This is a genomic window from Streptomyces sp. NPDC091377, assembly GCF_044757045.1.
Taxonomy (GTDB): Bacteria; Actinomycetota; Actinomycetes; order Streptomycetales; family Streptomycetaceae; genus Streptomyces.
On the sequence record NZ_JBIVUE010000017.1, the window covers coordinates 48,587 to 75,274 of the forward strand.

The following is a 26,688-nucleotide window of genomic DNA, read 5'->3' on the forward strand; positions in this document are numbered from 1 at the left end:
GGACCAGCGCGCGGGCGACCACGTACAGCCAGTAGTCGCCCGGCGACAGAACGGACGGGTCGTGCGGACGGGTCGTGCGGATGGATCGTGCGGACGGGTCGTGCGGATGGATCGTGCGGACGGGTCGTACGGACGGATCGTGGGGCGGACCTCAGTCCAGGTCGCCCGCCGCCGTCAGCTCGGCGAGCCGCACCAGGGTCCGCACACCGGATCCGGTGCCCCCCTTCGGCGTGTACCCGAACGGCCCGGACTCATTGAACGCGGGACCGGCGATGTCCAGATGCGCCCAGGTGATCCCCTCGCCCACGAACTCCCGCAGGAAGAGCCCGGCCACCAGGCCGCCGCCCATCCGCTCGCCCATGTTGGCGAGGTCGGCGGTCGGGGTGTCCATCCCCTTGCGCAGGTGCTCGGGCAGCGGCATCGGCCAGGACGCCTCGCCGACCTCCTCGGCCGCGTCCACGATCGAGGAGCGGAACGCGTCGTCGTTGGCCATGACCCCGAACGTCCGGTTGCCCAGCGCCAGCACCATCGCCCCGGTCAGCGTCGCCACGTCCACGATCGCGTCCGGCTTCTCCAGCGACGCCGCCCACAGCGCGTCGGCGAGCACCAGCCGGCCCTCGGCGTCGGTGTTGAGCACCTCGACCGTCTTGCCGCTGTACATCCGCAGCACATCGCCGGGGCGGGTCGCCGTGCCCGAGGGCATGTTCTCGGCCAGCGCGAGCCAGCCGGTGACATTGACCTCCAGCCCCAGCCGCGCGACCGCGACGACCGCGGCGAACACGGCCGCGGCGCCGCTCATGTCGCACTTCATCGTCTCGTTGTGGCCGGCCGGCTTCAGCGAGATGCCGCCCGAGTCGTACGTGATGCCCTTGCCGACGAACGCCAGGTGCTTGCCCGCCTTCGGGTGCGTGTACGTGAGCTTCACCAGCCGCGGCGGCGCCGCCGAGCCCGCCCCGACGCCCAGGATGCCGCCGTAGCCGCCCTTGGCCAGCGCCTTCTCGTCGAGCACCTGCACCTTGACGCCGTGCTCCTTGCCCGCGGCGCGGGCCACGGCCGCGAACGCCTCCGGGTCGAGATCGTTCGGCGGGGTGTTGACCAGGTCCCGGGCCCGGTTCAGCTCCTCGGCGAGTGCCGAGGCCCGCTCGACGGCCGCCCGGTACGCCTTGTCACGCGACTTGCCGCCCAGCAGCGCGGCCTCGCCCAGCGGGCCCTTGCCGTTCCTGGCGGTCCTGGCGGCGGCGCCCGTCGCCCCGTTCTCCTTGTACGCGTCGAAGGAGTACGCGCCCAGCAGTGCGCCCTCCGCGACCGCGCCGGCGTCGGCGGCGTCCGCCAGCGGCAGTGCGAATCCGGCCTTCTTGGCCCCGGTCAGGGCCCGGGCGGCGACCCCCGCCGCGCGGCGCAGCGCCTCGGCCCCGTACCCGGCGTCCTGCTCGGGCCGGGGGCCCAGGCCCACCGCCACCACGAGCGGCGCCTTGAAGCCGGCCGGCGCCGGCAGTTTGGTCACCTCGCCCTCGGCACCCGAGGCGCCGAGGGTCTCCAGGACGCCGGCGAGCCGGCCGTCGTACGCCTGGTCGAGGGCCTCGGCGCCGGCCGCCACGACAGGGCCCTTGGCGCCCTTGGCGACACCGATCACGATCGCGTCGGCCCGCAGGGCGGGGGCCCCGGACGTGCTGAGAGTGAGAGCAGTCACGGTGGTGAAATCTCGCTTCCGGTGTGAAGTTGCTGCGGCCGAACGGTGTGGGTCGGCCGACCCGACAGCCGATGCGGGCCGTGGCCGAAACCGGCGTGAGGGTGCGGTCCCGACCGGTTTCCGCACCAGCTCGGCACATATGTGGGACGAGCCTACGCGCGTCGCGCTTCTCGCTCATTCCAGCGGTCGTTCACCCGCCGGTGGCGGCATGGCCATTTTCCGATCCCCGGGCATGGTGATCCGGGTCACACTCGTCGCGTTCGGGCGGGCGCCGGGCCCGCCGCTTTGCATCATTTCCACTGGTCCTCCACGCACCGAGCACACGGCACCGAAGCCATGGCCGGCGCACGGAGGGCCTTCTTGGGGGAGGGGCAGACCAATGGCGCGACGCTTACCACGGTGGAGAAACGTCAGAAACACGGCAGCCGTCCTGGTGGTCACCGCACTGACGGCCCTGGGGACGGCCGCGCCGGGCGCGTCGGCCGCGCCCGCACCGCGGATCGACCTCAAGGTGCTGGTGGTGGACGACGGCGACGGCCCGGTCCGCGCCATCACCGAACAACTGAGGAGCACCGGCGTCCCGTACACCACCGTCGACCTCACCGACCCGGGCCGGCCGGTGCTGGACGCCGCGTTCCTGAGCGACACCGTGAACGGCACCCCGCGCGCCAAGTACCAGGGCGTGGTGCTGCCCGACGAGGCCCCCTTCGGCGCGGGCTCCGCCGAGCAGAGCGCGCTGGAGACCTACGAGCGCACCTACGGCATCCCGCAGGTCGACGCCTACACCTGGGCCCACCCGGGGGTCGGCCTGGACTACACCGACCAGGGCGGCTGGGCCGGCACTCTCGACGGCCGGCAGGCCGCCGTCACCGCCGCGGGCGGGGCGGGCCCCTTCGGCTATCTCGACGGCCCCGTCGCCTTCGAGGACAACTCACCCACCGTCCAGGAGAGCTACGGCTACGCGGCCCGCCCGCGCACCGGCTACACCAGCTACGTCGACGTACCCGTGCCCGGCGGCACCGGACGCGGCAGCCTGGTCGGCGAGTACGCCCACGACGGCCGCCGCGAACTGGTCGTCACCTTCGCCTACAACCAGCACCAGCGGCAGTTCCGGCTGCTCGCCCGCGGCATCGTCGAGTGGCTCACCCAGGGCGTCCACCTCGGCATGGACCGCAACTACCTCTCGGTCCACGTGGACGACGTCTTCGCGCCCGACGGCCGCTGGGACACCGAGCGCAACTGCACCCCCGGCGACTTCGACTGCGTCGGCGGCGACGGCGAGGGCACCACCCCGATCCGGATGACCGCGGCCGACGCGGTGTACGCCGCCCAGTGGCAGCAGCAGCGCGACTTCACCCTCGACCTGGTCTTCAACGCGGGCTCCGGCGAGGAGTGGAGGGCCGAGAACGGCGGCACCGACGCCCTCACCGACCAACTCCTGGCCGACCGGAACCAGTACCGCTGGATCAACCACACCTACACCCACCCCTTCCTCGGCTGCGTCCAGGACACCTCCGCCGTCCCGTGGACCTGCGCGAAGAACGCCGACGGCAGCACCCGGTACGTGAGCCGCGCCGAGATCTCGGCGCAGATCGCCGACAACCACGCCTGGGCGCTCGCCAAGGGCCTGCCCGTCAACCGCGCGGAACTCGTCACCGGCGAGCACTCCGGACTGCGCACCCTGCCCCAGCAGCCCGCCGACAACCCCCACCTCTCCGGCGCCCTCGCCGACAACGGCGTCACCTGGCTCGCCTCGGACAACTCCCGCGAGCCCGCCCAGCGCGGCGTCGGCTCCGCGCTCACCGTGCCCCGGCACCCGATGAACGTGTACTACAACGTCGGCACCGAGCAGGAGATGACCGACGAGTACAACTGGATCCACACCTCCGCCGCCGACGGGGGCAGCGGCGTCTGCGAGACCGACCCGGCCTCCACCTGCCTCCCCGAGCCGCTCCCCGTCGCCACCGGCTACGACGACCACATCGTCCCCCAGGAAGCGCGCATCGCCCTCTCCCACATGATCGCCAACGACCCGCGCCCGCACTACGTCCACCAGTCCAACCTCGCCGAGGACCGCATCCTCTACCCGGTCCTGGACAAGGTGCTGGCCGACTACCGGGCCCTGTTCGCCGACGACACCCCCTTCGAGAACCTCTCCCAGAGCGCGATCGGCACCGAGTTCAAACGCCGCGCGGCCTGGCAGACGGCGGTCGCGAACGGCTCGGTCACCGCGTACCGGACCGGCACGACGGTCACCGTCACGGCCCCGAACGGCGTCCAGATCCCGGTGACCGCCCCCGAGGGGACGAAACAGCAACTCCTCCTGTCCCAGACCGTCTTCGGCACCCCGTACGCCGGCACCCGCTCGGCCTGGTCCTCACCGGGCCTGCTCCAGTCGGCCGTCACCCTGAAACTCCCGTAAGGGCCGACACCCTTCGCAGGGGCGCGGGGAACTGCGCGAACAGCCCCCACCGACCGGCACCCGCCGACAAGACACTACCCACCCGCCCCCACCGTCCGGCACCCGCCGACGAGACACCACCCACCCGCCCCGTAGGCGCACGGCACGAGACCATCCGCACACATGGGGGGAGCACGCGGCAGCGATGCGCAACGGCCGTCACGTCACCATGCTCACCGAAGGCACCTACCCGCATGTCCACGGCGGCGTCAGCACCTGGTGCGACCAGCTCGTCCAGGGCATGCCCGAGGTGGACTTCCACATCGTCTCGCTCACCGGGAGCGGCCGTGAACCGGTCACCTGGGAGCTGCCGCCCAACGTCTACCGGCACACCTCGGTGCCGACCTGGGGCCCGCGCCCCGGCCGCCGCCAGGCCCCCCACGGCCGCGCCCGCCGCCGCTTCATCGACTCCTACGAACGCTTCCTGCTCTCCTTCCTCGACCCCGAGTCCCGCTGCGACTTCGGCGAGGCCCTGATCGAGCTGGCGGAACTCGCCCGCGCGGGACGGCTGTCGGCCGCCCTGCGCACCGAGTCCGCGCTGCGGTCGCTGATGTGGATCTGGACGATGCCGCATCTGCCGACCGCCGCCGCCCACCCCACCGTGCACGACGCGCTGACCGCGACCGACCTGCTGGAGCACGCGCTGCGCCCGCTCGGCGTACGCATCCCCGAGGACTCCGTCGCCCACGCGGTCAGCAGCGGCCTCGCCACCCTCCCCGCGCTCGCCGCCCGCCATCTCGACGGGGTGCCGTTCCTCCTCACCGAGCACGGCATATACCTGCGGGAGCGCTACCTCGGCTACCGCCGGGAATCCCAGCGCTGGCCCGTGAAGGCATTCATGCTCGGCTTCTACCGTGAACTCAATTCACACGGCTACCGCAGCGCCGACCTGATCACACCCTGCAACCAGTACAACCGCCGCTGGGAGGAGCGCGGCGGCGCCGACCCCGGGAAGATACGCACCGTCTACAACGGAGTCGACCCCGCCGCCTTCCCGCACGCCGGCCCCGAACCCGAGGTCCCCACCCTCACCTGGTGCGGCCGGATCGACCCCATCAAGGACCTCGAAACCCTCGTCCGCGCCTACGCCGACGTCCGCGAGACCCTCCCCACCGCCCGGCTGCGCCTGTTCGGCCCGGTCCCGCCCGGCGGCGAGGCGTACCGGACCCGCCTGGAGAAGCTCGCCGCCGAACTCGGCGTCACCGACGGCCTCTCCTTCGAAGGCCGCATCTCCGAGGTCTGGCGCGCCTACGCCGCCGGCCACGTCGTGATGCTCTCCTCCGTCTCCGAAGGCTTCCCGTTCTCCATCATCGAGGCCATGAGCTGCGGCCGTACGACCGTCTCGACCGACGTCGGGGGAGTGCGCGAGGCCGTCGGCGACACCGGACTCGTCGTCCCGCCGCGCGAACCCGAAAAGCTCGCCGCCGCCGCGCTCAGCCTGCTCCAGGACGACGAACGGCGGCTGCGGCTCGGCGAGGCCGCCCGCCGCCGGGTCATCGACCGCTTCACCCTGCGCCGCTCGGTCGACGCCTTCCGCACCGTCTACCAGGAACTCGCCGGCGGCCCCGAGACCTACGAACCCACCGTCGAGACCGTCGCCGACTGGACCCTCGAACTGCGCAACCCCTGGTACGCCGCCCCCGCCACCGCGAACGGCGCCGGCTGGTGAGCGGCTCCGTCTGGCTGCCCCCCGGCGCCCGCCCCGACACCCTGCCCGCCCTCCCGCGCCGGAGCGTACCCAGTTGGGCGGAGCCCGACCCGCTCGACGCGCTCGCCGACCGCCTCGACGACTTCATAGCCGCCGCCGTCCACCCCGACGAGATAGCCGCCCTGCTGGAGTCCGACGGCCTCTCCGACGACCAGATACGCGAGCGCTACGGCGTGAAGAACTCCTTCGCGCTCGCCGAAGCGCTCTTCGAACGCGTCGAGCGCCGCCACCCCGAACCCGAGGGCCCCGCCCCCGACCCCTGGCGCGCCGGACTCCTCGGCTGTCTGCTGCGCGGCGTCGTCTTCGCCCTGCCCGGCTTCGCCTACGTCCTCGGCGCCCCGCTGCTCGCCGGCCCGCCCGGCGCGGCGGGCCTCCCGGCCGGCACGGTCACCTTGCTGGCCGCCGCGCTCACCGGCTGGACCTGGAACCAGGGCCTGGCCCATCGCGCCTACTCCTGGCTCGGCCTCGGCGACCGCGCCGCCGCCCGCGACTGTCTCCTCCTCGGCGCCCCGACCGGCGCCGTCCTCGGCATCCTGGCCGCGCTCGCCGCCGTCACCGCGACCGGCGCCACCGGCCCGGCCGCCCTCACCTTCGCGGCCGGCCAGTCCTGCTATCTGGGCGCCGCCACCGCCTTGCTGGTGCTGGGCCGCGAACGCGCCCTGCTCGCCGCGCTCGCCCCGCTCCCGGCGGGCGCCGCCGGCACCGTCCTCACCGACGTACCGGACCCGGCCCGGACCACCGTCCTGCTGGGGTCCCTCCTCGCCGCCTGCGCCCTCGCCCTGCGCGAACTGGCGCCCGCCGTACGCGAGAAGGGCCGCGCCGGCACCCCGGTCCCGCGCGGCGGGGACATCGGCGGCCCCCGCCTCACCGCCTCCCTGCCGTACGCCCTGTTCGGCCTCGGCAGCGGCGTCCTGGTGCTCTACGCGGCGGTCGGGGACGTCCTCGCGGGCCAGGGGCAGAGCGCGGTCGCCGCCCCCTCCGCCGTCGCCCTCACCCTCAGCATGGGCCCGGCCGAATGGCTGCTGCACCGCTTCCGCAGCGGCAGCCTCGCCGGTCTGCGCTCCACCGGCACCGCGCGGGCCTTCTGGCGGGCGACCGCCCGGACCCTGATCCGCTGCCTCGGCACCTACCTGGCCGTGCTGCTGGGGCTCGCCGCGCTCGCCGCCGCGCTGTGGCCGGGCTCCCCGTACCCCGACGCCGACCGGCTGACCGGGATGCTCCTGCTGGGCGTGGTGCTCTGGACCGGCCTGCTGCTCCAGTCCTTCGGCGCGGTCGCGGGCGCGGCGGCGATCTGCTGCGCGGCGGCCCTCGCCCAGACCCTCACCCTCCTCACCCAGGCCGGCGACCAGTCCCACCTCTTCATCCATGGCACCGCCGCCGCGGCCCAGGCCGCCCTCGTCTGCACCCTCCTGGGCCGAGCGACCGCCCACCGATGAACCCCCACCCACCGACGAACCCCCATCCCGCAGATCCCCGCCCACCGAAACACCCCCTGGACGCGCCCCCATGAGCAGCCTGCTGGTCCCGTACTACGAGCATCCCGCCGTCCGGCCCGCCGAATGGGCCGCTCTGCTGGCCGCCGCGCCCCGGCTCTACGCCGTCGTCATCAACCCGGCCAACGGCGCCGGCGACCACCCCGACCCCGCCTTCGCCGAAACCGCCGTACGCCTGCGGGCCGCCGGGGTACGGGTGCTCGGCTACGCCGACACGGACTACGGCCGCCGCCCGCACCCCGAGGTCGTCGCCGACCTCACCCGGCACCGCGACTGGTACGCCGTCGACGGGGCCTTCCTCGACCAGGTCCCCGCCACCCCCGACGCCTACCCGCACTACCAGCGCCTGGCCTCCGCCGCCTGGTCGGCGGGCTGCGGCACCCTCGCCCTCAACCCCGGCACCCCGACCCACCCGTGCTACGCCCGGATCGCCGACGTCCTGGTCACCTTCGAGGGCCCCTGGTCGACGTACCGCACCTTCCCCACCCATCCGGGCCCGCCGCCCGGCACCCACGTCTGCCATCTCGTCTACGACGTCCCGCCCGAGGCCGACCTCACGGACGACGCCCGCCGCAAGGGCGCCACCCTGCACTGCGCGGTCCCCGGCACCGGCGACCACCCCTGGGGCACCCTGCCCCACACCGTCCGGCCCCCGCGCTGACCGCCCCTCAGCCCAGCACCGCCACCACCAGCGCCGCCGTCGCCGCGGTCTCCGCCAGCGCCCCGAACACATCCCCCGTCACCCCGCCGAACCGGCGGACACAGCGGCGCAGCAGCAGTTCCGCGGCGACCAGCGCGACCGCCACCGCGACGGCGGCCCGGACGGCACCGGCCGGGCCGAAGAGCGCGCCGCAGCCCGCGGCGAGCACGGCGACCAGGACGACGGCGGCCACGGCGAGCCGGCCCGGTACGACTCCGGCGACCGCCGCGCCCAGCCCCCCGGGACGGGCCGGGGGCACCCCGGTGCGGGCCGCCAGGGTCAGCGCCAGCCGGGCGACCGTCGCCGACAGGAACGCCGCGAAGGCGCCGCGGGCCCAGGAGTCGTCGTAGGTCTGCGCCAGCGCGGCGACCTGGGCGAGCAGGACGAGGACCAGGGCGATCACCCCGAACGGCCCGATGTCCGACTGCTTCATGATGCGCAGCGCGTCCTCGGCGGGCTTGCCGCTGCCCAGCCCGTCGGCGGTGTCGGCCAGCCCGTCGAGATGCAGTCCCCGGGTGAGCACGGCGGGCACGGCGACGGAGGCGACCGCCGCGAGCGGCGGCCCGGCGCCCAGGAGCAGCAGCACCAGTCCCGCCGCCGCCGCGCCGCCGCCGACGACCACTCCGACGACGGGCGCGCACAGCATGCCGGCGCGGGCCGCCGTACGGTCCCAGCGGGTCACCGTGACCGGGAGGACGGTGAGCGTGCCGAAGGCGAAGCGGAGGCCGGGGGCGGCCGGGGTGTCGGGCATTGCGGCAGCGTACGTGACGGGTCGGGGCGGGGCTCCGGGGTGAATCCCGGGAGAGGGAGGAAAGGGCGTATCGGATAATTCGCCCCGCTTGGTTCACACTGGGGGCATGGGGACCTGGTGGTACCGCAACATCCTTGAGCCGGGCAAGCTCCCCCTGCTGCTCGCCCTGGCCTCCTTCGTGCTCACCTTCCTGATCACCCGTCTGATCACCCGGCTGATCCGCGCGGGCCGGGGGCCCTTCGGCAACGTCAAGGCGGGCGGACTCCACATCCACCATGTGGTCCCCGGGATCGTGCTCATGGTCATCGGCGGCTTCAGCGCGGTCGCGGGCGGACAGCGCGGCTTCGGCTCGGCGCTGGCCGCCGTCGTGTTCGGGGTGGGCGCGGGACTGGTCCTGGACGAGTTCGCGCTGATCCTGCATCTGGACGACGTGTACTGGAGCGAGGAGGGCCGCAAGAGCGTCGAGGTGGTGGTGCTGACGGCCGCCCTGGTGGGTCTGCTGCTGCTCGGCTACTCACCCTTCGGGGTCGACGGACTCGACCAGCAGCAGCTCCAGAACCGCGGCACGGTCCTCTCCACCGTCGGTGTGAACTTCCTCTTCTCCCTCGTCGCCTTCGCCAAGGGCAAGTCCCGGATCGCGATCTTCGGGGTGGTCGTCCCGTTCATCGCCCTGTTCGGCGCGGTCCGGCTCGCCCGCCCCGGCTCGCCCTGGGCCAGACGCCTCTACCGCCGCCGCCCCCGGGCCCGGGCCAAGGCGCGGCTGCGGGCCTACCACCACGACCGCCGCTGGTCCGGGGTGAGCCGGCGCGTTCAGGACTGGATCGGCGGGGCGCCCGACCCCGAACCGGCCCGCACCCCGATCCGCCGCTGACGCACCGCGCACAGCGCGCAGAGCACCAGCGTCACCGCGATCGCCGCCAGATGCTCCTTGCCGGCCAGATTGTCCTTGACCAGCACCTCGCCGACCATCACCACGATCACCAGGACGACGGTGAGGTACGCCCGGTAGCGCCACGCCGTGAACACCGCCAGGCCGACCACCGCGGCCGACGGCCCGGTGTCCACCACCTGCGCGTCCGACGCGGGCAGCCCCAGCGCCCCGCCCGGCCCGAGCGCGATGCCGAGCCGCGCGTACAGGGTCCCGGCGAGGGTGGCGACGTAGGCGATGACGAGGGTCCACGGGCGGCCGACACAGATCTCCGCGATGCCGAACATGAACAGGATCTGCGCCAGCGCGCCCCACACCGGCAGATCGAGGGCCGGCACGAAGAGGGAGAACGGGGTCCGCAGGAGCGCCTGCCAGAAGGGGTCCTCGGCGCGCACGGACCCGAGGTCCGCCACGAACCGGTAGCCCCACGACTGCTGCTGGAGCACCTGGAGGACGGCCGTCAGCCCGACGGCCACCAGCGTCATCCAGATCGCCCGCCAGCCGCGCTCCCGCAGCCCCGCCCGCACCTCCCGGTACAGCCCGCCCCATTCGGCACGGGCCCAGCGCGGGAGCGGGTTCATCGGGACTCCAGGGACGGGGAGGCGGCGCGACTCCGGGATCCACGCCGGTCTGGGGGGGAATTGTCCCCGCCGCGGACCCGCTCGGCACGGCGACGCCCGCTCGTCCGCGCGGTTCTTCTCCCCGGTTCCTCTACGCGGTCGGCCGATCGCCCTCGCCGTCGGCGGCCCCGGTGTCCTCGGCGGAGTCGGCGTCCCCGGCCCCGGTCTCCGGCTCCGGTTCCGGCTCTGGTTCCGGCAGTTCCGCGGCCAGTGCCGCCGCCGCCCTCACCAGGGGCAGGGCCAGCATCGCGCCGGCCCCCTCGCCCACCGACACCCCCTGGGTGAGCAGCGGCTCCAGGGCCATCCGGTCCAGCGCCTTCGCCTGCCCCGGCTCCCCGCTGCCGTGCCCCGCCAGCCACCAGTCCGGCGCCCGGAACGCGATCCGCTGCCCGACCAGCGCGCACGCGGCGCCCACCACCCCGTCCAGGATCACCGGCGTCTTGCGCACCGCGCACTGGAGCAGGAACCCCGTCATCGCCGCGACATCCGCCCCGCCGACCGTCGCGAGCAGTTCCAGCTGCTCCCCGAGCACCGGCCGGGCCCGCCGCAACGCGTCCCGGATCGCCGCGCACTTGCGCATCCAGGTCAGATCGTCGATCGCGACCCCGCCCCGCCCGGTCACCACCGACGCGTCGGTCCCGCACAGCGCCGCGACCAGCACCCCGGCCACCGTCGTGCCGCCCACGCTGAGATCGCCGAGCACCACCAGATCCGTACCGGAGTCGGCCTCCTCGTCGGCCACGGCCATCCCGGCCCGGAACGCGGCCTCCGCCTCCTCCAGGGTCAGCGCGTCCTCGATGTCGATCCGCCCGCTGCCCCGCCGTACCCGATGCCGTACGACCTCCTCCGGCAGGGTCCCCGGGTCGCAGTCGAGCGCCATGTCCACGATCCGCACCGGCACCGCCTCCCGGCGGGCCAGCACGGACACCGGACGGCCGCCCGCCAGCACCTCCCGCACCAGCCGCTCCGCGCCCCCCGCGGGCCGCGCCGAGACATCGAGCCCGGCCACCCCGTGATCGCCCGCGAACAGCACCGCCTTGGGCCGTTCGACCGGCCGCACGGGCACGGCGCCCTGCGCCGCCGCCAGCCACTCACCCAGGTCGTCCAGGCGCCCCAGCGCTCCCGGCGGCACGGCCCTGCGCTCCCGGTACGCCTCGGCGTCCCGGCGCACACCGCCGTCGGGGCGCTCGATCAGATCGGTGAATTCATCGAGATTCAGCGAGCTCATTCGCCGAACAGTACCGGCCCCGGCCGAACGGACCGCCGCCGCGATCGGCCCCCTGTCCGCACGGCGTCGTTGTCCCCGGGAACCCGATGCCATACGTTCCGTTTTGCAGTGAATTGTCACATCTCGGAGTCGCCGGAGTCGCCGATGCCTGCCCCGCCCCCGCCCCCCGTCCCCTCCCCAGCCCCGACGACCGAACGCCGCCGAGCCGCCTACGCCGCCGAACTCGCCCTCGGCACCGACCGCTTCCACGAACCGCGCCGCGAGGACTGCCCCTGGTGCGGCGCGCACGCCCTGCGGATCCGGCTCACCACCCCCGACCTGGTGCAGCGCAAGCCGGGCCGGTTCACGCTGGCCGAGTGCCGGGCGTGCGGGCACACCTTCCAGAACCCCCGGCTCACCCCCGAGGGCCTGTCCTTCTACCACTGGGACCGCCGGGACCGCTGCGACCACTGGGACGCCGGTGCCACCCACGGGACCCGCCCGGCACCGGCCCCCTCCCGGCGCCGCCTGCGCGACACGGCCCGCGCGATGCTCCCGTACGGGGAGCCGGAGAGCTGGCTCGACGTCGGCACCGGCGCCGCCGACTTCCCGGACGCCGCCCGCGCGCTGTTCCCGTACACCGCGTTCGACGGCCTCGACCCCACCCCCCGGGTCGTCCGGGCCAGGGACGCCGGCCGGGTGGAGGAGGCCCACATCGGACGGCTCACCGCCCCCGCGACGGCGGCACGGCTGCGGGCCCGCTACGACGTCGTCAGCCTGCTGCACCACCTGGAGCACACCCCCGACCCGCGCGCCGAACTGCGGGCCGCGCTGGACGCGTTGCGGCCCGGCGGGCATCTGCTGCTGGAGGTCGCCGACCCGCGCAGCCTGTCCGGGGCGCTGCTGGGCCGCTGGTGGCTGCCGCACACCCAGCCGCACCACCTCCACCTCCTCCCGGCGGCCAACCTCCGCGCGGAACTGGAGTCCCAGGGCTGCGACGTCCTCTCCACCGACCGCCACGGCCCCCACACCCCGCACGACCTCGCCGCCGCGACCTCCCTGTTCCTGACCCGCGCGCTGCCCTCCCCGGACGCCCCGTGGCGCCCGGTCCCGCCCTCGGGGGCCGAGGCCCGCACCCGCAGGATCCTGACTCGGGCGGCACGGCCCCTGCTCGCCACGGCGAGGGCGGCCGACCTGGCCCTGGCGCCCGTGGCCCGCCGCACCCGCTTCTCCAACACCTACCGCCTGATCGCACGGAAGGACCGGGGCCTCCAGGACTACTAGGGCGCGCCCCGCAGCACCAGCGCCTGTCCCGCCACCACCAGCACCACCTGCTCGCACTCCTCGGCCACCGCCACGTTCAGCCGGCCCAGTTCGTCCCGGTAGCGGCGGCCGGAGGGGGTGGCGGGCACGATGCCGGAACCGACCTCGTTGGAGACGGTGACGACCACCCGCCGGGTCTCCCGCAGCGCCGACGCCAACTCGTGCACCCGGGCGCGGAGCGCCTTCTCACCGCCGTCGGCCCACTGCGCGTCGTCCCAGGCGCCGACGGAGTCCATCACATCGGTCAGCCACAGCGACAGACAGTCGACGAGCAGCGGGGGCCCCTCCTGCGCGAGGATCGGCACCAGGTCACAGGTCTCCACGGTCCGCCAGGACCCCGGCCGCCGCTCCCGGTGGGCCGTGACCCGCGCCGTCCACTCCCCGTCCCCGTTGCGCGTCCCGCCGGTCGCCACATACACCACGTCCGGGAAGGACTCCAGCCGCCGCTCGGCCTCCACCGACTTGCCCGACCGGGCGCCGCCCAGCACCAGCGTCCGCCGCGGCACATCGGGTACGTCCTCGTACGCGCCCACCGTGAGCGTCGTCCCGTCCGGCACCGCCCGCGCCCCGGCCGCCGCCAGCCTGCGCCGCAGTTCCGGGCCCGGCGGCACGTCATGGTCCAGATGGACGGCGAGGACGTCCGTGGTCGGCCCGACCGCACCCACCGCCCGCAGCCGCGCCAGCCCGTCCGGCCGCCCGATCACATCCGCCAGCACCATGTCGTACGGCTCCGGGACGGCCGTACCCTCCTCCAGCCCGGCCGGAGCACCCCCCGGCGGCAGATACAGCAGCCGCTGACCGTCCGGCCCGGTCACCGCGTACCCCGTGCCCGGCGCGTCCATCGCCACCGCCCGCACCCGGTGCCCGGTCAGCAGCGCCAGTTCCCGCCCGTCGGGGACCCGGCCCGGCTGCGGCAGCCCGGCCGGCACCTCCACCGGCGGCCCGTCGTGCGGATGCGACAGCAGCACCTGCCGCACACCGCCCAGGGACCGCCCCGCCCGCGCCGCCGCGAACGCCGCGCCCGGCGTCAGATCGAGCAGCAGCGTGCCGTCCACCAGCAGCGCGGTCGCCGCACGGGCGTCCGGACCGCGGGCGATCGCGCAGGCAGCGCAGGGGCAGTCGGGGCGGGGCAGGCCCGCGGGGGCGCCGGTGCCGAGCAGAGTCAGTTCCACGCCCCCGATTTTCGCCGCTCACCGCCCGCCCTGCCCGTCCGGGGCACCCGAGAGGGCCGCCCGGCCGTACCCCCCGCGAACGATCGCCCCCGGTCCACGACCAGGGGCCGGGCCCAGCGCTTAGGCTCGGGGCAGCGGCCGGGCCACGATCCGGCCCGGAACGGTTCACGCTCACCGCAAGGAGGCTTGGATGACGGCATGGACGTGGCGGTTCGAGAAGGCCGACGGGACGGAGGTGCAGCCCTCGGTGGTGCCGGAGGAGTTCACCACCCAGGGGGACGCCGAGTCCTGGCTCGGCGAGCACTGGAAGGACCTGCTCGCGGGCGGCACCGAACAGGTACGCCTCTTCGAGGACCTCACGGAGATCTACGGCCCGATGAGCCTGCGCGAGGCCGCCGACGTGTGAGCACGCGGACGGTGTGAGCGCGAGGGGCGCGGTACGGGACGGTCCGTACCGCGCCCCTCGCGCTCACTGCTCGCCGAGGGTCACGTCCGCCTTCTTCTCGGCGCCGTCGCGGGTGAACGTCACCGACGTCTTCTGCCCCGGCTGGTCGCCCGCCAGGGCCTCCGCGAGGGAGGTGACGCTGGTGATGTCGGTGTCCCCGAGCCGGACGATGATGTCCCCGGCCTTGAGTCCCGCCTTGTCGGCCGCGCCACCGCTCTGCACCTCCACGACCGCCACCCCGGTCGGCCGGTAGTCGCTGTTCACCACCGTGCGGGCGGTGATGTCGAGCGCCGCCCGGCCCGAGTCGGTGACCCGGCCGTCCTTGATGATCTGGTCGGCGACCGTCTTCACCATGGACGACGGGATCGCGAACCCGATACCGGGCGCCGCGCTGCCCCCGAGACCGGGGTCGGTCGCCGCGAGGGTGGGGATCCCGATGACCCGGCTGCCGAGATCGACCAGGGCGCCCCCGCTGTTGCCGGGGTTGATGTCCGCCGAGGTCTGGATCATGTTGGGGATGGTGGCGCCCGTGCCGCCGCCCGACCGGCTCTCGCTGACCGTCCGCCCGGTCGCCGAGACGATGCCCTGCGTCACGCTGGAGGACAGCCCGAGCGGCGAGCCCATGGCGAGCACGATCTGCCCGACCTGCACCTTCGTGGAGTCCCCGAACGCCGCCGGCCTCAGCCCGTCCGGCACCGGCTCCAGCTTGACGACCGCGAGGTCCTGCTCCGGATAGGCGAACACGAGCTTCGCGGTCAGCGGCTGCTCACTGTTGGCGACGGTCACCTGGAAGGTGGTCTCACCGCCGACCACGTGGGCGTTGGTGACGATGTGGCCCTTGTCGTCGTAGACCACACCGGACCCGAGGTCGTTGCCGGCCTGGATCTGCACGACCGACGGCAGGACGTCCTTGATGACCTTGACGTACTCGCTCTGGAGATCGCCGGCGACCCGTGGCGCGGCGGCCTGGGCGGTGTCCGCCCGGTCCTGGGCCCCGGCCCCGGCACCCGGTCCGGAGCACCCGGCGGCGAGGGCGAGGGAGCACGAGAGCACCACGGCGGACACGGCCGGCCGGGGGATACGGAATCGGGAAGCGTCCATGCCCCGAGTCTCACGGCCGGGTCGGCGCACGTCCCGCCGTGCTCACCCGAACGAGCACCCCCGGCACGGCCCCAGCGGCCCGCCCGGGCACCCCCGGCATGGCCCCGCGGCCCGCCCGGGCACCCGCGCCGACGGGCGGCGCGATCAGGCCCCCCGCACCCCGCACAGATGCAGCAGCGCCGCCATCGCCCGGTACGGATCCGTCCGCCCGGCCCGCTCCTCCGCCGCCAGCAGCGGCTCGATGTCCGCCGGCACCGGGGCGTCGTCACCCACCGTGTCCGTGAAGAGACGCACGCCGTACCAGGCGTGCAGCGGGGCGCCGATCCCGGCGAGGGTGGCGGTGAGCGCGGCCCGGCGGTCGGCCCGGACATCGAGCCCGAGACGGTTGCGGTAGGCGGTGGTGTCGAAGGCGGCGAGGGCGCCCGGCCAGTCACCGGCGAGCCCCGGGCGCAGCGCGAGCGCGTCACCGTTGCGCACCACGAGGGAGAGCAGCCCGCCCGGCGCCATGACCCGGGCCAGCCCCGCCAGCAGGGGATCGGGCTCCTCGACGTACATCAGCACCCCGTGGCACAGCACCACGTCGAAACTGCCCGGCAGGAAGTGCACCCCGGTGTCCCGGCCGTCGCCCTGCACGATCCGCATCCGCTCCCGGATGCCCTCGGGCTGCGCGGCCAGCTCCTGACGCGCCGCCGCGATCATCGTGGTGTCCTGCTCGACGCCGGTCACCTGGTGCCCGGCGCGGGCCAGCCGCAGCGCCTGCGTGCCCTGGCCCATCCCCACGTCGAGCACCCGCAGCCGCTGCCCGACCGGGAACCGCCCGGCTATCTGCTCATCGAGCTGGCGGGCCACCAGCTCCTGCCGTACGACCTCACGCAGACCGCCCGTCCGGCTCGGCCGGGCCGCGGCGGCACCCCCGGGGAAAGACGCTGCGCTCAGGGCCGCTCTCCGCGCTTGACCTGCGGCTTCGGCAGCCGGAGCCGACGCATCTGGAGCGAGCGCATCAGCGCGTACGCAACCACGCCACGTCGGTTGTCGTCGGGGAAGCGGTCCACGAGCTGCTTCTTCAGCCGGTAACCGGTGACGAAGGAGTCCAGCACGATCAGCACGATCACCACCAGCCACAGCAGCAGCGCGATGCTCTGCAACTGCGGCACCTGGACCATGCTGAGGACCAGGATGACCACGGCCATCGGGAGGAAGTACTCCGCGATGTTGAACCGCGAGTCGATGAAGTCACGGGCGAAGCGGCGGACCGGGCCCTTGTCGCGGACCGGCAGATAGCGCTCGTCACCGCCCGCGAGGGCCTTGCGCTGCCGCTCCAGGGCGGCACGCCGCTCCTCGCGCGACCGCTTGGCGGCCTCCTTGCGCGTGGTCGGTGTATTGGCGACGCTGCGGCGCTGTGAGCGGGCCTCACTGCGCTTGGGCGTCGGCCTGCCCTTGGGGGCCTGCGGGTCACGGGTCAGCTGGGAGTCGGTCACCTGCGTCTGCGCGGCGGTGGCCTTCTCGTCTTTGGCGCGGCTACGGAACACAAAACCCAAGGGTACGGGGTGCACAGGCATGGACCCCAGCCCTGGGGGGAACGATCCCGCAACACCAGTCGTCTGTAGAGGGACAGAGGGGACGTCGCGTACGTGTCCGGGCGGGTCCGGGGGCCGGTCCCCGGGGCTCACCTACTCCTCACGCCGGAGCCGATCGGTACGCAGTCGTCCTTGGGGAGGAGCGCATCCGACCCCGAACAGTGCGTCAATGGATGCAGGGCCCGTACTGTGGGTTCTGTCGCAGAGCTGGAGCTGGAGTCCGTCAGAAGGGGGCGCGCGAAGCCCATGAGCGGTGTCATGAAGCGTATGGGGATGATCTTCCGCGCGAAGGCGAACAAGGCCCTTGACCGGGCCGAGGACCCGCGCGAAACCCTCGATTACTCGTATCAGAAGCAGCTGGAGCTGTTGCAGAAGGTCCGCCGCGGGGTGGCCGACGTGGCCACGTCCCGCAAGCGGCTGGAACTGCAGCTGAACCAGCTCCAGAGCCAGTCCGGCAAGCTGGAGGACCAGGGCCGCAAGGCGCTGGCGCTGGGCCGCGAGGACCTGGCCAGGGAGGCGCTGTCCCGCAGGGCCGCCCTCCAGCAGCAGGTCACGGACCTGGAGACCCAGCACGCCACGCTCCAGGGCGAGGAGGAGAAGCTCACCCTGGCGGCCCAGCGGCTCCAGGCGAAGGTGGACGCCTTCCGCACCAAGAAGGAGACCATCAAGGCCACCTACACGGCGGCGCAGGCCCAGACCCGGATCGGCGAGGCGTTCTCCGGCATCTCCGAGGAGATGGGCGACGTCGGCCTGGCCATCCAGCGGGCCGAGGACAAGACGGCGCAGCTCCAGGCCCGCGCGGGCGCGATCGACGAGCTGCTCGCCTCCGGCGCCCTCGACGACCCCTCCGGCATGGCCAAGGACGACATCCAGGCCGAGCTGGACCGGCTCTCGGGTGGTACGGATGTAGAGCTGGAACTCCAGCGCATGAAGGCGGAGCTGGCGGGCGGCTCGTCCTCGGGCCAGCAGGCCATCGAGGGCGGCGACGGCCAGTCGCAGCCCCAGCAGCAGCCGCAGGACACCCCGAGGTTCGACAAGCAGTAGACACCGCGGGCCAGGCCCACGCCGAGGAGGCGACATGATCGTACGGATCATGGGGGAGGGACAGGTGAGGCTGGACGACAGCCACCTCACCGACCTGGACAAACTGGACGACGAACTCCTGGAGGAAATGGAGAACGGCGACGGCTCAGCCTTCCGCCGCACCCTCCACGCCCTCCTCCAGGAGGTCCGCACCCTGGGCACCCCCCTCCCCGACGACGCCCTGGAACCCTCCGACCTCATCCTCCCGTCCCCCGACGCCACCTTGGACGAGGTCCGGGCCATGCTCAGCGACGAGGGCCTGATCCCGGGCTGACCGGCTCGCTGTCCAGCCCGTCCGGACTCGGGCGCGGTCCCGCCCGTTCGCGAGTTCGGAGCAGCCCGGACAACCCTCCACCGGGGTCGGCTCCAACTCCGCGCGTAACGGCAGTTCTACCGGTGTGGTCTGGTGACGTGTTGGTTCGGTTGTCCTGCCGGTCGACGCTAGAGACCGCCTCAACCAGCAGCAATGGCAGTTCTCTTCAAGATCGACAGGAAGGGCCACGTGCTGTCACGTGGGTAGCCCCACGGTGTCGGCGAGGGATCGCATTTCCTGTGTGAGCGTTCGCCGCTTGGCCACAATGTGGCCGAGGATGTCACGGGCGTAACGCTGATTCGGCAGCCACTGCGGAGCAGCCGCGCGGACACCGGCCAAGGTGTCGACGGCTTGCCCGTACTGCCGTGTCCTGGCGTACGCGTTGGCTACGTCGAGCAGATGGCGGTTGCGGTTGTTCGACGTGGGGCGGAAACCTCCGGTCGGGATCTTCGCGGCAAGCTTGAGCACCACATCGGGACGGTCCAGGATCATGGCGTTCTCGGTCCGTTTGAGCGTCACTGTGATGGGGCCGAACGCCCGGAGGAAGTCATCCGTCGGGGCGAATTCCCGTCCCAGGGCCACAGCGGCGGAATGAGCGAGTCGCAAAGCGTCCTCGGCCTCGTCCGTGCGGTTGTCCCGTACTGCGGCGGCCGACAGCCGCAGCAGCAGCCATCCCCATGCACTGAGTTCGTCCGGCGTGGCTCGTGAGAGCCGGGGTTCCGTGTCGTCGGCCCACTGGGTCGACAACTGCCGTGCCTCGCTGAGTTTGCCCTGTCGCAGCAGTAGCCAGCACATCGTGCTGACCGTGGAGGCGCCCTCCAGACGATCCGCAGAGCCCTCCAACGCGGCGGCTAGACACCATTCGGCGGCTTCGAACTGGCGGGTCTGTGTCAGGAGCCAGCCGGTGAGTTGCAACAGGCGCACGCGGACTGCGCGTCCTTGGGAGGTGAGCTGAGCAACCGTGTCGGCGTCCCGCAACAGCGGGGGCAGGACCGTCTGCAACTCCGCGAACCGGTCGCCGGAGAATAGGGGTACGGCAGCACTGAGCGCATCGCGGACCCCGTCCACGGTCGGCGGTTCTTCCAGTTCGGCGGTGCCTCCCAACGGGGTTGCAAGAGCCGCTCTGACGGCTGCCCACTGGCCAAGAGTGGTAGTGCTCGCTCCGTCCTCCGCCGACTCCGCCACAAGGAGTGTGGTGGGCACACCGAGCGCCACAGCGAGCCGGCGAACCGTCTCCAGGCGCGTGTCTTGCCGCTCGCCCTGTTCAAGCTTGCGGATCAGCGACACGGACACACCGGACTCGCGTGCCAGTCCCTGTTGGGTCATCCCTCGACGCTTGCGAACGTCTCTGAGCCGGTCACCCAAGTTGGCAGGCATGAGCCGAGAGTACGCCGCCGTACACACTGCCGCGGTCAGAATGGGAGACTCCTGAACGAAAATCTCTACCACGTCAGCTCGGGGCAGCCGAGGAAAGAGCAAGGGGGGCGGGGATTTCGGGGCACGGGGTACCTCCGATGGGTGAAGGGGGAACGTTTCGCTATGGAGTATTCGAGTGACAACGCCGGTATCTGTCGCCGCCCGTGAATACAGGCCGGATAGCCTAGAACCCGGAAATCCGACCCCCGCGATCAGGAGGATTTTGTGTTCCGCGCATCGGCACTCACTATGGCAGTAGTAAGTACGGCTGTGGCTGGTCCGCTGATTGGCTCGCACTCCACGGCCAATGCCACAACGACATCGAGCCGGCTCGTCGTGGTCCACGCCGAACCCAGTGCGGCGCCGAATGAAATCTTCGCCCTCAAAAATAAAGAAGCTAATGAATGTCTCGACAGCGCCGCCGCACTCTTCATGTATTCGTGTAATAAGTCTCGTGTGCAGAAGTGGGGGTTCACGAACGCTGGTGGGGGGAAGGTGAGCCTATACTCGCAGGAGGAGGGAAAGTGCGTCACCGGCGGCTTCCGTTTTGTCGACTGTGGAAATCGCGATGTCGCCACATTCACTCTCGAAGACGTGAAGCTGAACTATGATTTCATCAAAATCCGGAATACCGCGAATGGGAAGTGTCTTTCTGCCGACTGGACGGCTTACATGGAGCGGTGGGGTCTTACCGATGGAAAGTGCTCCAGCAGCCACAGACAACTTTGGATCAAGCAGTAAGGAACCCCCGGTCGTTGCCCGTCACGCCCCGGTACAGCGCACCGACACTGTGCCGGGGCGGAGTCCTGTCATGGGGCCACAAGCGCGGCCCCGAACTCGGTTCGCGTCTTGAGCCGGTGGCACGGGTGGCACAAGACCTGAACGTCGCTGTCCACGTCCTCGCCCCCGAGGGAGATCGGGCGCACCGTGCCCGCCGAGGGTTCCGGGGTGTAGTCGCGATCCCCTCGGTAGGGACCGAGGGGTTTCCCACGGGGCGGACGAGCGGAGCGGCGAGTACGCTCACCTGCGATTACTCCAGAGTGGTACATCTGGAGTATCCGGACCGGCGTTTGAGGACGTCTTCCTGCCTCCCGTGAGGCCGACGGTTCCTCCGGGGCGCAGGCCCGCGCAGGTCCAGCCCGTCCGGCGATTGAGGACAAGGCCCCTTCAGGGCCGGAGCGGGGCCCGGGGGCGGCAGCCCCCGGCGGACCGACGCCCCGCAGGCAAACCCCCTCGCCCCAGCTACCGTGAACCCCCGTGAGCACAGTCGACCGCGCCCGCAAGCAGATGCGCGCCCACCCCCTCGCCCTGGACGCGGCCATCGCCGCCGGCGTCCTCGCCTGCGTGGTGGCGGGCAGCTTTGTCGACCCCTACGGCGAGAACGGCGTCACCTGGGGCCTGCGCAACCCCGACCCCGGCAGCCTCGTCCTCGCCGGCCTCGCCGCCGCCGCCCTCGTCTTCCGCCGCCGCGCCCCCATGACCGTCCTCGCCGTCACCGGCGCCCTCGCGGTCCTGGAGAACGTCATTGGCGACCCCCGCGCCCCCGTCGCCATGGCCGCCGTCGTCGCCCTGTACACCGTCGCCGCCGGCACCGACCGCCCCACCACCTGGCGGATCGGCCTGCTGACCACCGCCGTGCTCGCCGCCTCCGCCATGCTCGCCGGCCCGCTGCCCTGGTACGCCCAGGACAACCTCGGCATCATCGCCTGGGCCGGTATCGGCGCCACCGCGGGGGAGGCGGTCCGTACCCGCCGTGCCTTCGTCCACGCCATAAGAGAGCGCGCCGAACGCGCCGAACGCACCCGCGAGGAGGAGGCCCGCCGCCGGGTCGCCGAGGAACGCCTGCGCATCGCCCGCGATCTGCACGACGTCGTCGCCCATCACATCGCGCTGGTCAACGTCCAGGCCGGGGTCGCCGCCCATGTCATGGACCGCCGCCCCGACCAGGCCAAGGAGGCCCTCGCCCACGTCCGCGAGGCCAGCCGCTCCGCGCTGAACGAACTGCGCGCCACCGTCGGTCTGCTGCGCCAGTCCGACGACCCCGAGGCCCCCACCGAACCGGCCCCGGGCCTCGGCCGGCTCGACGAACTCGTCGGCACCTTCCGCAACGCCGGCCTCCATGTCGAGGTGGCCCGCACCGACCAGGGCGTCACCCTCCCCGCGGCCGTCGACCTCGCCGCCTACCGGGTCATCCAGGAAGCCCTCACCAATGTGCAGAAGCACGCCGGTACGGGGGCCAGGGCCGAGGTGAGCGTCGTCCGCGTCGGCCCCCACATCGAGGTCACCGTGCTGGACAACGGCTCCGGCGACGACCCCGCCCCGGGCCCCGGCGGCGGCCACGGCCTGCTCGGCATGCGCGAGCGCGTCTCCGCGGTCCGCGGAACCCTCACCACCGGCCCCCGCTACGGCGGCGGCTTCCGCGTCCATGCGATCCTGCCCGTCAAGACGACCGCCCCCGCCAAGGGCCCCGCGGAGGAACCCGCCTGAGCCCCGAGCCCCTCGCACCCCCCGACGCACGTCCCCCGACGCCCCCGAAGCGCCCCGCACCCCCCGACCGGAAGGACCCCGCATGACCATCCGCGTCCTGCTCGCCGACGACCAGGCCCTGCTGCGCAGCGCCTTCCGGGTGCTGGTCGACTCCGAGCCGGACATGGACGTCGTCGGCGAGGCGTCGAACGGGGAGGAGGCGGTGCGGCTGGCGAAGGAGCGGCGCGCGGACGTCGTCCTCATGGACATCCGGATGCCCGGCACCGACGGTCTCGCCGCCACCCGGATGATCACCGCCGACCCCACCCTGGCCCACGTACGGATCGTCATCCTGACCACGTTCGAGGTGGACGACTACGTGGTGCAGTCCCTGCGGGCCGGCGCCTCCGGCTTCCTCGGCAAGGGCTCCGAGCCCGATGAACTGCTCAACGCCATCCGCCTCGCGGCGGGCGGCGACGCCCTGCTCTCCCCGGCCGCCACCAAGGGACTCATCGCCCGCTTCCTCGCCCAGGGCGACGCGGGCTCCGCCGACCACGACCCCGCCCGCGCGGAGCGGCTGGAGGCGCTGACCGGCCGGGAGCGCGAAGTGCTGGTCCAGGTCGCCGGCGGACACTCCAACGACGAGATCGCGGAGCGGCTCGCGGTCAGCCCGCTCACCGTGAAGACGCACGTCAACCGGGCCATGGCCAAGCTCGGCGCCCGGGACCGCGCACAACTCGTGGTGATCGCGTACGAGTCGGGTCTGGTCCGCCCGAGGGTGGACTGACCTCAACCCGGCACTACTCCACCCGCAGTATGCGCGGGATAAGGAAATGGACCTGGGACCGACGGATCGGGGCCTCGCGATGGCCCAGGGTGAGGGAGTGGGCGGTCATCCCCGCCCGTGCGCTCCGCTCCGGCCGACGAAGAGAGACCCTGACCCATGTCCTGGCTGTCGAGATTCAGCCTTGCCCAACGGGCCCTGATAGGGCTGATGTCCATCATCGCGCTCGCCTTCGGGGCGATCGCGATACCCCAGCTGAAGCAGCAGCTTCTGCCCACCATCGAACTGCCCATGGTGTCGGTGATCGCTCCGTACCAGGGCGCTTCGCCGGACGTGGTGGAGAAGCAGGTCGTCGAGCCCATCGAGGACAACCTCGAAGCCGTCGACGGCATCTCCGGTGTCACCTCCACCGCCAGTGAGGGCAACGCCGTCATCATCGCCTCCTTCGACTACGGCAACGACACCAAGCAACTTGTCGCCGATGTCCAGCAGGCCGTCAACCGGGCCCGGATCGCGCTCCCCGACGAGGTCGACCCGCAGGTCGTCGCCGGGTCCACGGACGACATCCCGACCGTGGTGCTCGCCGTCACCTCCGGAAACGACCAGCAGGCGCTCGCGGACCGCATCGACCGGGCCGTCGTACCGGAGCTGGAGGACATCGACGGGGTCGGCCAGGTCACCGTGGACGGTGTCCGCGACCTCCAGGTCACCGTCACCCCGGACGAGGCCGACCTGGCCGCCGCGGGCCTGACCACCCAGTCGCTCGCCGAGGCCCTCCAAGCGGGCGGCGCCACCGTCCCGGCCGGTTCCTTCGACGAGGGCGGCGCCAACCGCACCGTGCAGGTCGGCGGCGGCTTCACCTCGCTGCGGCAGATCGAGGACCTGATGGTCGCCGGTGAGCCGGGCGAGCGCCCGGTGCGCCTGGGCGAGGTGGCCGAGGTCGAGCAGCAGCCGGCCACCGCCGACTCCCTCACCCGCACCAACGGCGAGCCCAGCCTCGCCGTCGCCGTCACCATGGACCACGACGGCAGCGCGGTCGCCATCTCGGACGCGGTCAAGGACAAGCTGCCGCAGCTCCGTGAGGACCTCGGCTCCGGCGCCACCGTCACGGTCGTCGCCGACCAGGGCCCCGCCGTCTCCAAGTCGATCTCCGGTCTGACCACCGAGGGCGCGCTCGGTCTGCTGTTCGCCGTCGTGATCATCCTGGTCTTCCTGGCGTCGATCCGCTCGACGCTGGTCACCGCGGTCAGCATCCCGCTCTCCATCGTCCTCGCCCTGATCGTGCTGTGGACCCGCGACCTGTCGCTCAACATGCTGACGCTGGGCGCGCTCACCATCGCGATCGGCCGGGTCGTGGACGACTCGATCGTGGTCCTGGAGAACATCAAGCGCCATCTCGGCTACGGCGAGGAACGCCAGCCCGCGATCCTGGCCGCCGTGCGTGAGGTCGCCGGGGCGGTCACCGCCTCCACCCTCACCACCGTCGCCGTGTTCCTGCCGATCGGTCTGGTCGGCGGTATGGTCGGTGAGCTGTTCGGCTCCTTCAGCCTCACCATCACCGCCGCTCTGCTGGCGTCCCTGCTGGTCTCGCTGACGGTCGTACCGGTCCTCTCGTTCTGGTTCCTGCGCGCCCCCAAGGGCACCCCGGAGGACGCCGAGGAGGCCCGCCGCCTCGCCGAGGAGAAGGAGGCCAAGAGCCGTCTCCAGCGGATCTACGTCCCCGTCCTGAAGTTCGCCACCCGGCGCCGGCTGACCAGCGTCGCCCTCGCGGTCGTCGTCCTCGTCGGCACCTTCGGCATGGCACCGCTGCTCAAGACCAACTTCTTCGACGCGGGCGAGCAGGAACTGCTCAGCATCCGCCAGGAGCTGAAGCCCGGCACCAGCCTGGCCGCCACCGACGAGCAGGCCGCCAAGGTCGAGAAGCTCCTCGACGGCGTCAAGGGCGTCAAGGACTACCAGGTCACCGTCGGTTCCTCCGGCTTCATGGCCGCCTTCGGCGGCGGCACCGACACCAATCAGGCCACCTACTCGGTCATGCTGGAGGACTCCGCCTCCTACGACGACGTCGAGCGGGCCGTCGAGAACGGGCTGAAGGACCTCGACGGCATCGGCACGACCACCATCGCCGCCGGCGACGGCTTCGGCAGCCAGGACCTCAGCGTGGTCGTGAAGGCCGCCGACGCCGAGGTGCTGCGCACCGCCGCCGACCAGGTCCGCGACGCGGTCGCGAAGCTGGACGACGTCACCGACGTCAGCAGCGACCTGGCGCAGAGCGTGCCGCGGATCTCGGTGACCGCCAACGACAAGGCCGCGCAGGCCGGTTTCACCGACCAGACCCTCGGCGCGGCCGTCGCCCAGGCGGTCCGCGGCACCACCGCAGCCCAGGCCACCCTGGACGACACCGAGCGGGACATCGTCATCAAGTCGGCGAAGCCCGCCGAGACCCTGGCCCAGCTCAAGGCGCTCAAGCTCGGCCCGGCCCGGCTCGGTGACATCGCCACCGTCGAACTGGTCGACGGCCCGGTCTCCATGACCCGGATCGACGGCCAGCGCTCGGCGACCGTCACCGCCAAGCCGACCGGTGACAACACCGGCGCGGTCAGCGCGGACCTCCAGTCGGCCATCGACGACCTGAAGCTCCCGGCGGGCGCCAGGGCCGAGATCGGCGGTGTCAGCGCCGACCAGGACGACGCGTTCGGCAACCTGGGTCTGGCGATGCTCGCGGCCATCGCGATCGTCTTCATGCTGCTGGTGGCGACCTTCCGTTCGCTGATCCAGCCGCTGATCCTGCTGGTCTCCATCCCGTTCGCGGCGACCGGCGCGATCGGTCTGCTGATCGCCACCGGCACCCCGATGGGTGTCCCGGCGATGATCGGCATGCTGATGCTGATCGGCATCGTGGTCACCAACGCCATCGTGCTGATCGACCTGATCAACCAGTACCGCGCACAGGGGTACGGCGTGGTCGAGGCCGTCATCGAGGGCGGCCGGCACCGGCTGCGCCCGATCCTGATGACGGCCCTGGCGACGATCTTCGCCCTGCTCCCGATGGCCCTCGGCGTCACCGGCGAGGGCGGCTTCATCGCCCAGCCGCTGGCCGTGGTCGTCATCGGCGGTCTGATCACCTCGACCCTGCTGACCCTGCTGCTGGTCCCCACGCTGTACGCGATGGTGGAGCTGCGCAAGGAGCGCCGCGCGAAGAAGCGGGCGGCGAAGCGGGCGAAGAAGGACGGCACGGGACCGGTCTCCGACCCGGACAAGTCCCCGGAGCCCGCCGGGGTCTGACCCCGCGGCTGCTCCACCGCTCCCCGGCCCCCGCCCCGGCGTGTCCGCACGCCGGGGCGGGGGCCTTCCGCTGCCCGGCGTCCCGCCACCGCTTTTCCCCGATCGGCACATCTGGTCTAGTCCAGAACCTTGACCGCTATTCACTCAAGCCTTAAAAGAAGCAGT

Annotated in this window: 22 protein-coding genes; 13 read left to right on the top strand and 9 right to left on the bottom strand. The window is 72.6% G+C overall.

Features of this window, described 5'->3' with window-relative positions; translation table 11 throughout:
- Positions 1-151 precede the first annotated feature (151 nt).
- Complete coding sequence (locus tag ACIQNG_RS30065) at positions 152-1,690, bottom strand: leucyl aminopeptidase (protein ID WP_401489352.1); 1,539 nt, start codon at positions 1,688-1,690, stop codon at positions 152-154.
- Between the two features lie 379 nt (positions 1,691-2,069).
- Here ACIQNG_RS30065 and ACIQNG_RS30070 point away from each other — a divergent pair, with 379 nt between their 5' ends.
- The 4 genes from ACIQNG_RS30070 (at position 2,070) to ACIQNG_RS30085 (ending at position 8,013) form a co-directional block, all read left to right on the top strand.
- A complete protein-coding gene (locus ACIQNG_RS30070) occupies positions 2,070-4,112 on the top strand; it encodes a hypothetical protein (protein ID WP_401489354.1) in 2,043 nt (680 codons plus the stop codon).
- Positions 4,113-4,296: 184 nt separating this feature from the next.
- Positions 4,297-5,820, top strand: coding sequence for a GT4 family glycosyltransferase PelF (gene pelF, locus ACIQNG_RS30075; RefSeq protein WP_401489356.1), 1,524 nt, complete (start codon positions 4,297-4,299; stop codon positions 5,818-5,820).
- Entirely contained in the window at positions 5,817-7,295 is a 1,479-nt protein-coding gene (locus tag ACIQNG_RS30080; protein WP_401489358.1) for a hypothetical protein, read from the top strand. The genes pelF and ACIQNG_RS30080 overlap by 4 nt, the downstream gene beginning before the upstream one ends.
- A 70-nt stretch (positions 7,296-7,365) precedes the next feature.
- Entirely contained in the window at positions 7,366-8,013 is a 648-nt protein-coding gene (locus ACIQNG_RS30085; RefSeq protein ID WP_401489360.1) for a spherulation-specific family 4 protein, read from the top strand.
- A gap of 7 nt (positions 8,014-8,020) precedes the next feature.
- Here ACIQNG_RS30085 and ACIQNG_RS30090 read toward each other — a convergent pair whose 3' ends face one another.
- On the bottom strand, positions 8,021-8,803 hold the full coding sequence (locus ACIQNG_RS30090) for an adenosylcobinamide-GDP ribazoletransferase (protein ID WP_401426885.1): 783 nt from the start codon (positions 8,801-8,803) through the stop codon (positions 8,021-8,023).
- A 106-nt stretch (positions 8,804-8,909) separates the two neighbouring features.
- Between ACIQNG_RS30090 and ACIQNG_RS30095 the strand changes: the two genes are divergently transcribed.
- Entirely contained in the window at positions 8,910-9,674 is a 765-nt protein-coding gene (locus ACIQNG_RS30095) for a hypothetical protein (protein ID WP_401426887.1), read from the top strand.
- Here the strand turns inward: ACIQNG_RS30095 and ACIQNG_RS30100 are convergent.
- Positions 9,614-10,312: a hypothetical protein gene (locus ACIQNG_RS30100; protein ID WP_401489363.1), complete on the bottom strand. Its 699-nt coding sequence runs from the start codon at positions 10,310-10,312 to the stop codon at positions 9,614-9,616. The two genes, ACIQNG_RS30095 and ACIQNG_RS30100, sit on opposite strands and share 61 nt — an antisense overlap.
- Positions 10,313-10,442: 130 nt before the next feature.
- Entirely contained in the window at positions 10,443-11,579 is a 1,137-nt protein-coding gene (cobT, locus tag ACIQNG_RS30105) for a nicotinate-nucleotide--dimethylbenzimidazole phosphoribosyltransferase (RefSeq protein WP_401489365.1), read from the bottom strand.
- Between the two features lie 144 nt (positions 11,580-11,723).
- Between cobT and ACIQNG_RS30110 the strand changes: the two genes are divergently transcribed.
- Positions 11,724-12,842, top strand: a complete 1,119-nt coding sequence (locus ACIQNG_RS30110) for a class I SAM-dependent methyltransferase (protein WP_401489367.1) — start codon at positions 11,724-11,726, stop codon at positions 12,840-12,842.
- Here the strand turns inward: ACIQNG_RS30110 and ACIQNG_RS30115 are convergent.
- Positions 12,839-14,053 (bottom strand): bifunctional adenosylcobinamide kinase/adenosylcobinamide-phosphate guanylyltransferase, encoded by a 1,215-nt coding sequence (locus ACIQNG_RS30115; RefSeq protein WP_401489369.1) that lies wholly within the window; start codon positions 14,051-14,053, stop codon positions 12,839-12,841. The genes ACIQNG_RS30110 and ACIQNG_RS30115 overlap by 4 nt on opposite strands.
- 190 nt (positions 14,054-14,243) lie before the next feature.
- Between ACIQNG_RS30115 and ACIQNG_RS30120 the strand changes: the two genes are divergently transcribed.
- Complete coding sequence (locus ACIQNG_RS30120; RefSeq protein WP_401426896.1) at positions 14,244-14,459, top strand: hypothetical protein; 216 nt, start codon at positions 14,244-14,246, stop codon at positions 14,457-14,459.
- 63 nt (positions 14,460-14,522) lie between these two features.
- Here ACIQNG_RS30120 and ACIQNG_RS30125 read toward each other — a convergent pair whose 3' ends face one another.
- The 3 genes from ACIQNG_RS30125 to ACIQNG_RS30135 all read right to left on the bottom strand — a co-directional run bounded on the left by ACIQNG_RS30125 (position 14,523) and on the right by ACIQNG_RS30135 (position 17,158).
- The gene (locus ACIQNG_RS30125; protein ID WP_401489371.1) at positions 14,523-15,599 is read right to left on the bottom strand and encodes a S1C family serine protease; all 1,077 of its coding nucleotides are present in this window, start codon (positions 15,597-15,599) and stop codon (positions 14,523-14,525) included.
- Positions 15,600-15,743: 144 nt separating this feature from the next.
- A complete protein-coding gene (locus ACIQNG_RS30130; protein WP_401489373.1) occupies positions 15,744-16,448 on the bottom strand; it encodes a class I SAM-dependent methyltransferase in 705 nt (234 codons plus the stop codon).
- Between the two features lie 83 nt (positions 16,449-16,531).
- A complete protein-coding gene (locus ACIQNG_RS30135) occupies positions 16,532-17,158 on the bottom strand; it encodes a DUF3043 domain-containing protein (RefSeq protein WP_401426903.1) in 627 nt (208 codons plus the stop codon).
- Positions 17,159-17,422: 264 nt separating this feature from the next.
- Between ACIQNG_RS30135 and ACIQNG_RS30140 the strand changes: the two genes are divergently transcribed.
- Positions 17,423-18,220, top strand: a complete 798-nt coding sequence (locus tag ACIQNG_RS30140; RefSeq protein ID WP_401426905.1) for a PspA/IM30 family protein — start codon at positions 17,423-17,425, stop codon at positions 18,218-18,220.
- A 34-nt stretch (positions 18,221-18,254) separates the two neighbouring features.
- The gene (locus tag ACIQNG_RS30145) at positions 18,255-18,533 is read left to right on the top strand and encodes a hypothetical protein (RefSeq protein ID WP_401489376.1); all 279 of its coding nucleotides are present in this window, start codon (positions 18,255-18,257) and stop codon (positions 18,531-18,533) included.
- 234 nt (positions 18,534-18,767) lie between these two features.
- On the opposite strand, the gene ACIQNG_RS30150 is transcribed toward ACIQNG_RS30145, so the two are convergent.
- On the bottom strand, positions 18,768-19,949 hold the full coding sequence (locus tag ACIQNG_RS30150) for a helix-turn-helix domain-containing protein (RefSeq protein ID WP_401489378.1): 1,182 nt from the start codon (positions 19,947-19,949) through the stop codon (positions 18,768-18,770).
- Positions 19,950-20,213: 264 nt separating this feature from the next.
- On the opposite strand from ACIQNG_RS30150, the gene ACIQNG_RS30155 reads away from it, so the two are divergent.
- The 4 genes from ACIQNG_RS30155 (at position 20,214) to ACIQNG_RS30170 (ending at position 26,523) form a co-directional block, all read left to right on the top strand.
- Entirely contained in the window at positions 20,214-20,729 is a 516-nt protein-coding gene (locus ACIQNG_RS30155) for a hypothetical protein (protein WP_401489380.1), read from the top strand.
- 516 nt (positions 20,730-21,245) lie between these two features.
- Positions 21,246-22,475 (top strand): sensor histidine kinase, encoded by a 1,230-nt coding sequence (locus ACIQNG_RS30160; protein WP_401489382.1) that lies wholly within the window; start codon positions 21,246-21,248, stop codon positions 22,473-22,475.
- Between the two features lie 82 nt (positions 22,476-22,557).
- Positions 22,558-23,241, top strand: a complete 684-nt coding sequence (locus ACIQNG_RS30165) for a response regulator (protein ID WP_401489384.1) — start codon at positions 22,558-22,560, stop codon at positions 23,239-23,241.
- A gap of 156 nt (positions 23,242-23,397) precedes the next feature.
- Positions 23,398-26,523, top strand: coding sequence for an efflux RND transporter permease subunit (locus tag ACIQNG_RS30170; RefSeq protein WP_401489386.1), 3,126 nt, complete (start codon positions 23,398-23,400; stop codon positions 26,521-26,523).
- Positions 26,524-26,688: the final 165 nt, after the last annotated feature.

Coding starts and splice junctions, on each gene's coding strand:
- ACIQNG_RS30070 (WP_401489354.1), top strand. CDS start 2,070: ATGGCGCGACGCTTACCACGGTGGAGAAACGTCAGAAACACGGCAGCC.
- pelF (WP_401489356.1), top strand. CDS start 4,297: ATGCGCAACGGCCGTCACGTCACCATGCTCACCGAAGGCACCTACCCG.
- ACIQNG_RS30085 (WP_401489360.1), top strand. CDS start 7,366: ATGAGCAGCCTGCTGGTCCCGTACTACGAGCATCCCGCCGTCCGGCCC.
- ACIQNG_RS30090 (WP_401426885.1), bottom strand. CDS start 8,803: ATGCCCGACACCCCGGCCGCCCCCGGCCTCCGCTTCGCCTTCGGCACG.
- ACIQNG_RS30095 (WP_401426887.1), top strand. CDS start 8,910: ATGGGGACCTGGTGGTACCGCAACATCCTTGAGCCGGGCAAGCTCCCC.
- ACIQNG_RS30100 (WP_401489363.1), bottom strand. CDS start 10,312: ATGAACCCGCTCCCGCGCTGGGCCCGTGCCGAATGGGGCGGGCTGTAC.
- cobT (WP_401489365.1), bottom strand. CDS start 11,579: ATGAGCTCGCTGAATCTCGATGAATTCACCGATCTGATCGAGCGCCCC.
- ACIQNG_RS30110 (WP_401489367.1), top strand. CDS start 11,724: ATGCCTGCCCCGCCCCCGCCCCCCGTCCCCTCCCCAGCCCCGACGACC.
- ACIQNG_RS30120 (WP_401426896.1), top strand. CDS start 14,244: ATGACGGCATGGACGTGGCGGTTCGAGAAGGCCGACGGGACGGAGGTG.
- ACIQNG_RS30125 (WP_401489371.1), bottom strand. CDS start 15,599: ATGGACGCTTCCCGATTCCGTATCCCCCGGCCGGCCGTGTCCGCCGTG.
- ACIQNG_RS30135 (WP_401426903.1), bottom strand. CDS start 17,158: ATGCCTGTGCACCCCGTACCCTTGGGTTTTGTGTTCCGTAGCCGCGCC.
- ACIQNG_RS30140 (WP_401426905.1), top strand. CDS start 17,423: ATGAGCGGTGTCATGAAGCGTATGGGGATGATCTTCCGCGCGAAGGCG.
- ACIQNG_RS30145 (WP_401489376.1), top strand. CDS start 18,255: ATGATCGTACGGATCATGGGGGAGGGACAGGTGAGGCTGGACGACAGC.
- ACIQNG_RS30150 (WP_401489378.1), bottom strand. CDS start 19,949: ATGCCTGCCAACTTGGGTGACCGGCTCAGAGACGTTCGCAAGCGTCGA.
- ACIQNG_RS30165 (WP_401489384.1), top strand. CDS start 22,558: ATGACCATCCGCGTCCTGCTCGCCGACGACCAGGCCCTGCTGCGCAGC.
- ACIQNG_RS30170 (WP_401489386.1), top strand. CDS start 23,398: ATGTCCTGGCTGTCGAGATTCAGCCTTGCCCAACGGGCCCTGATAGGG.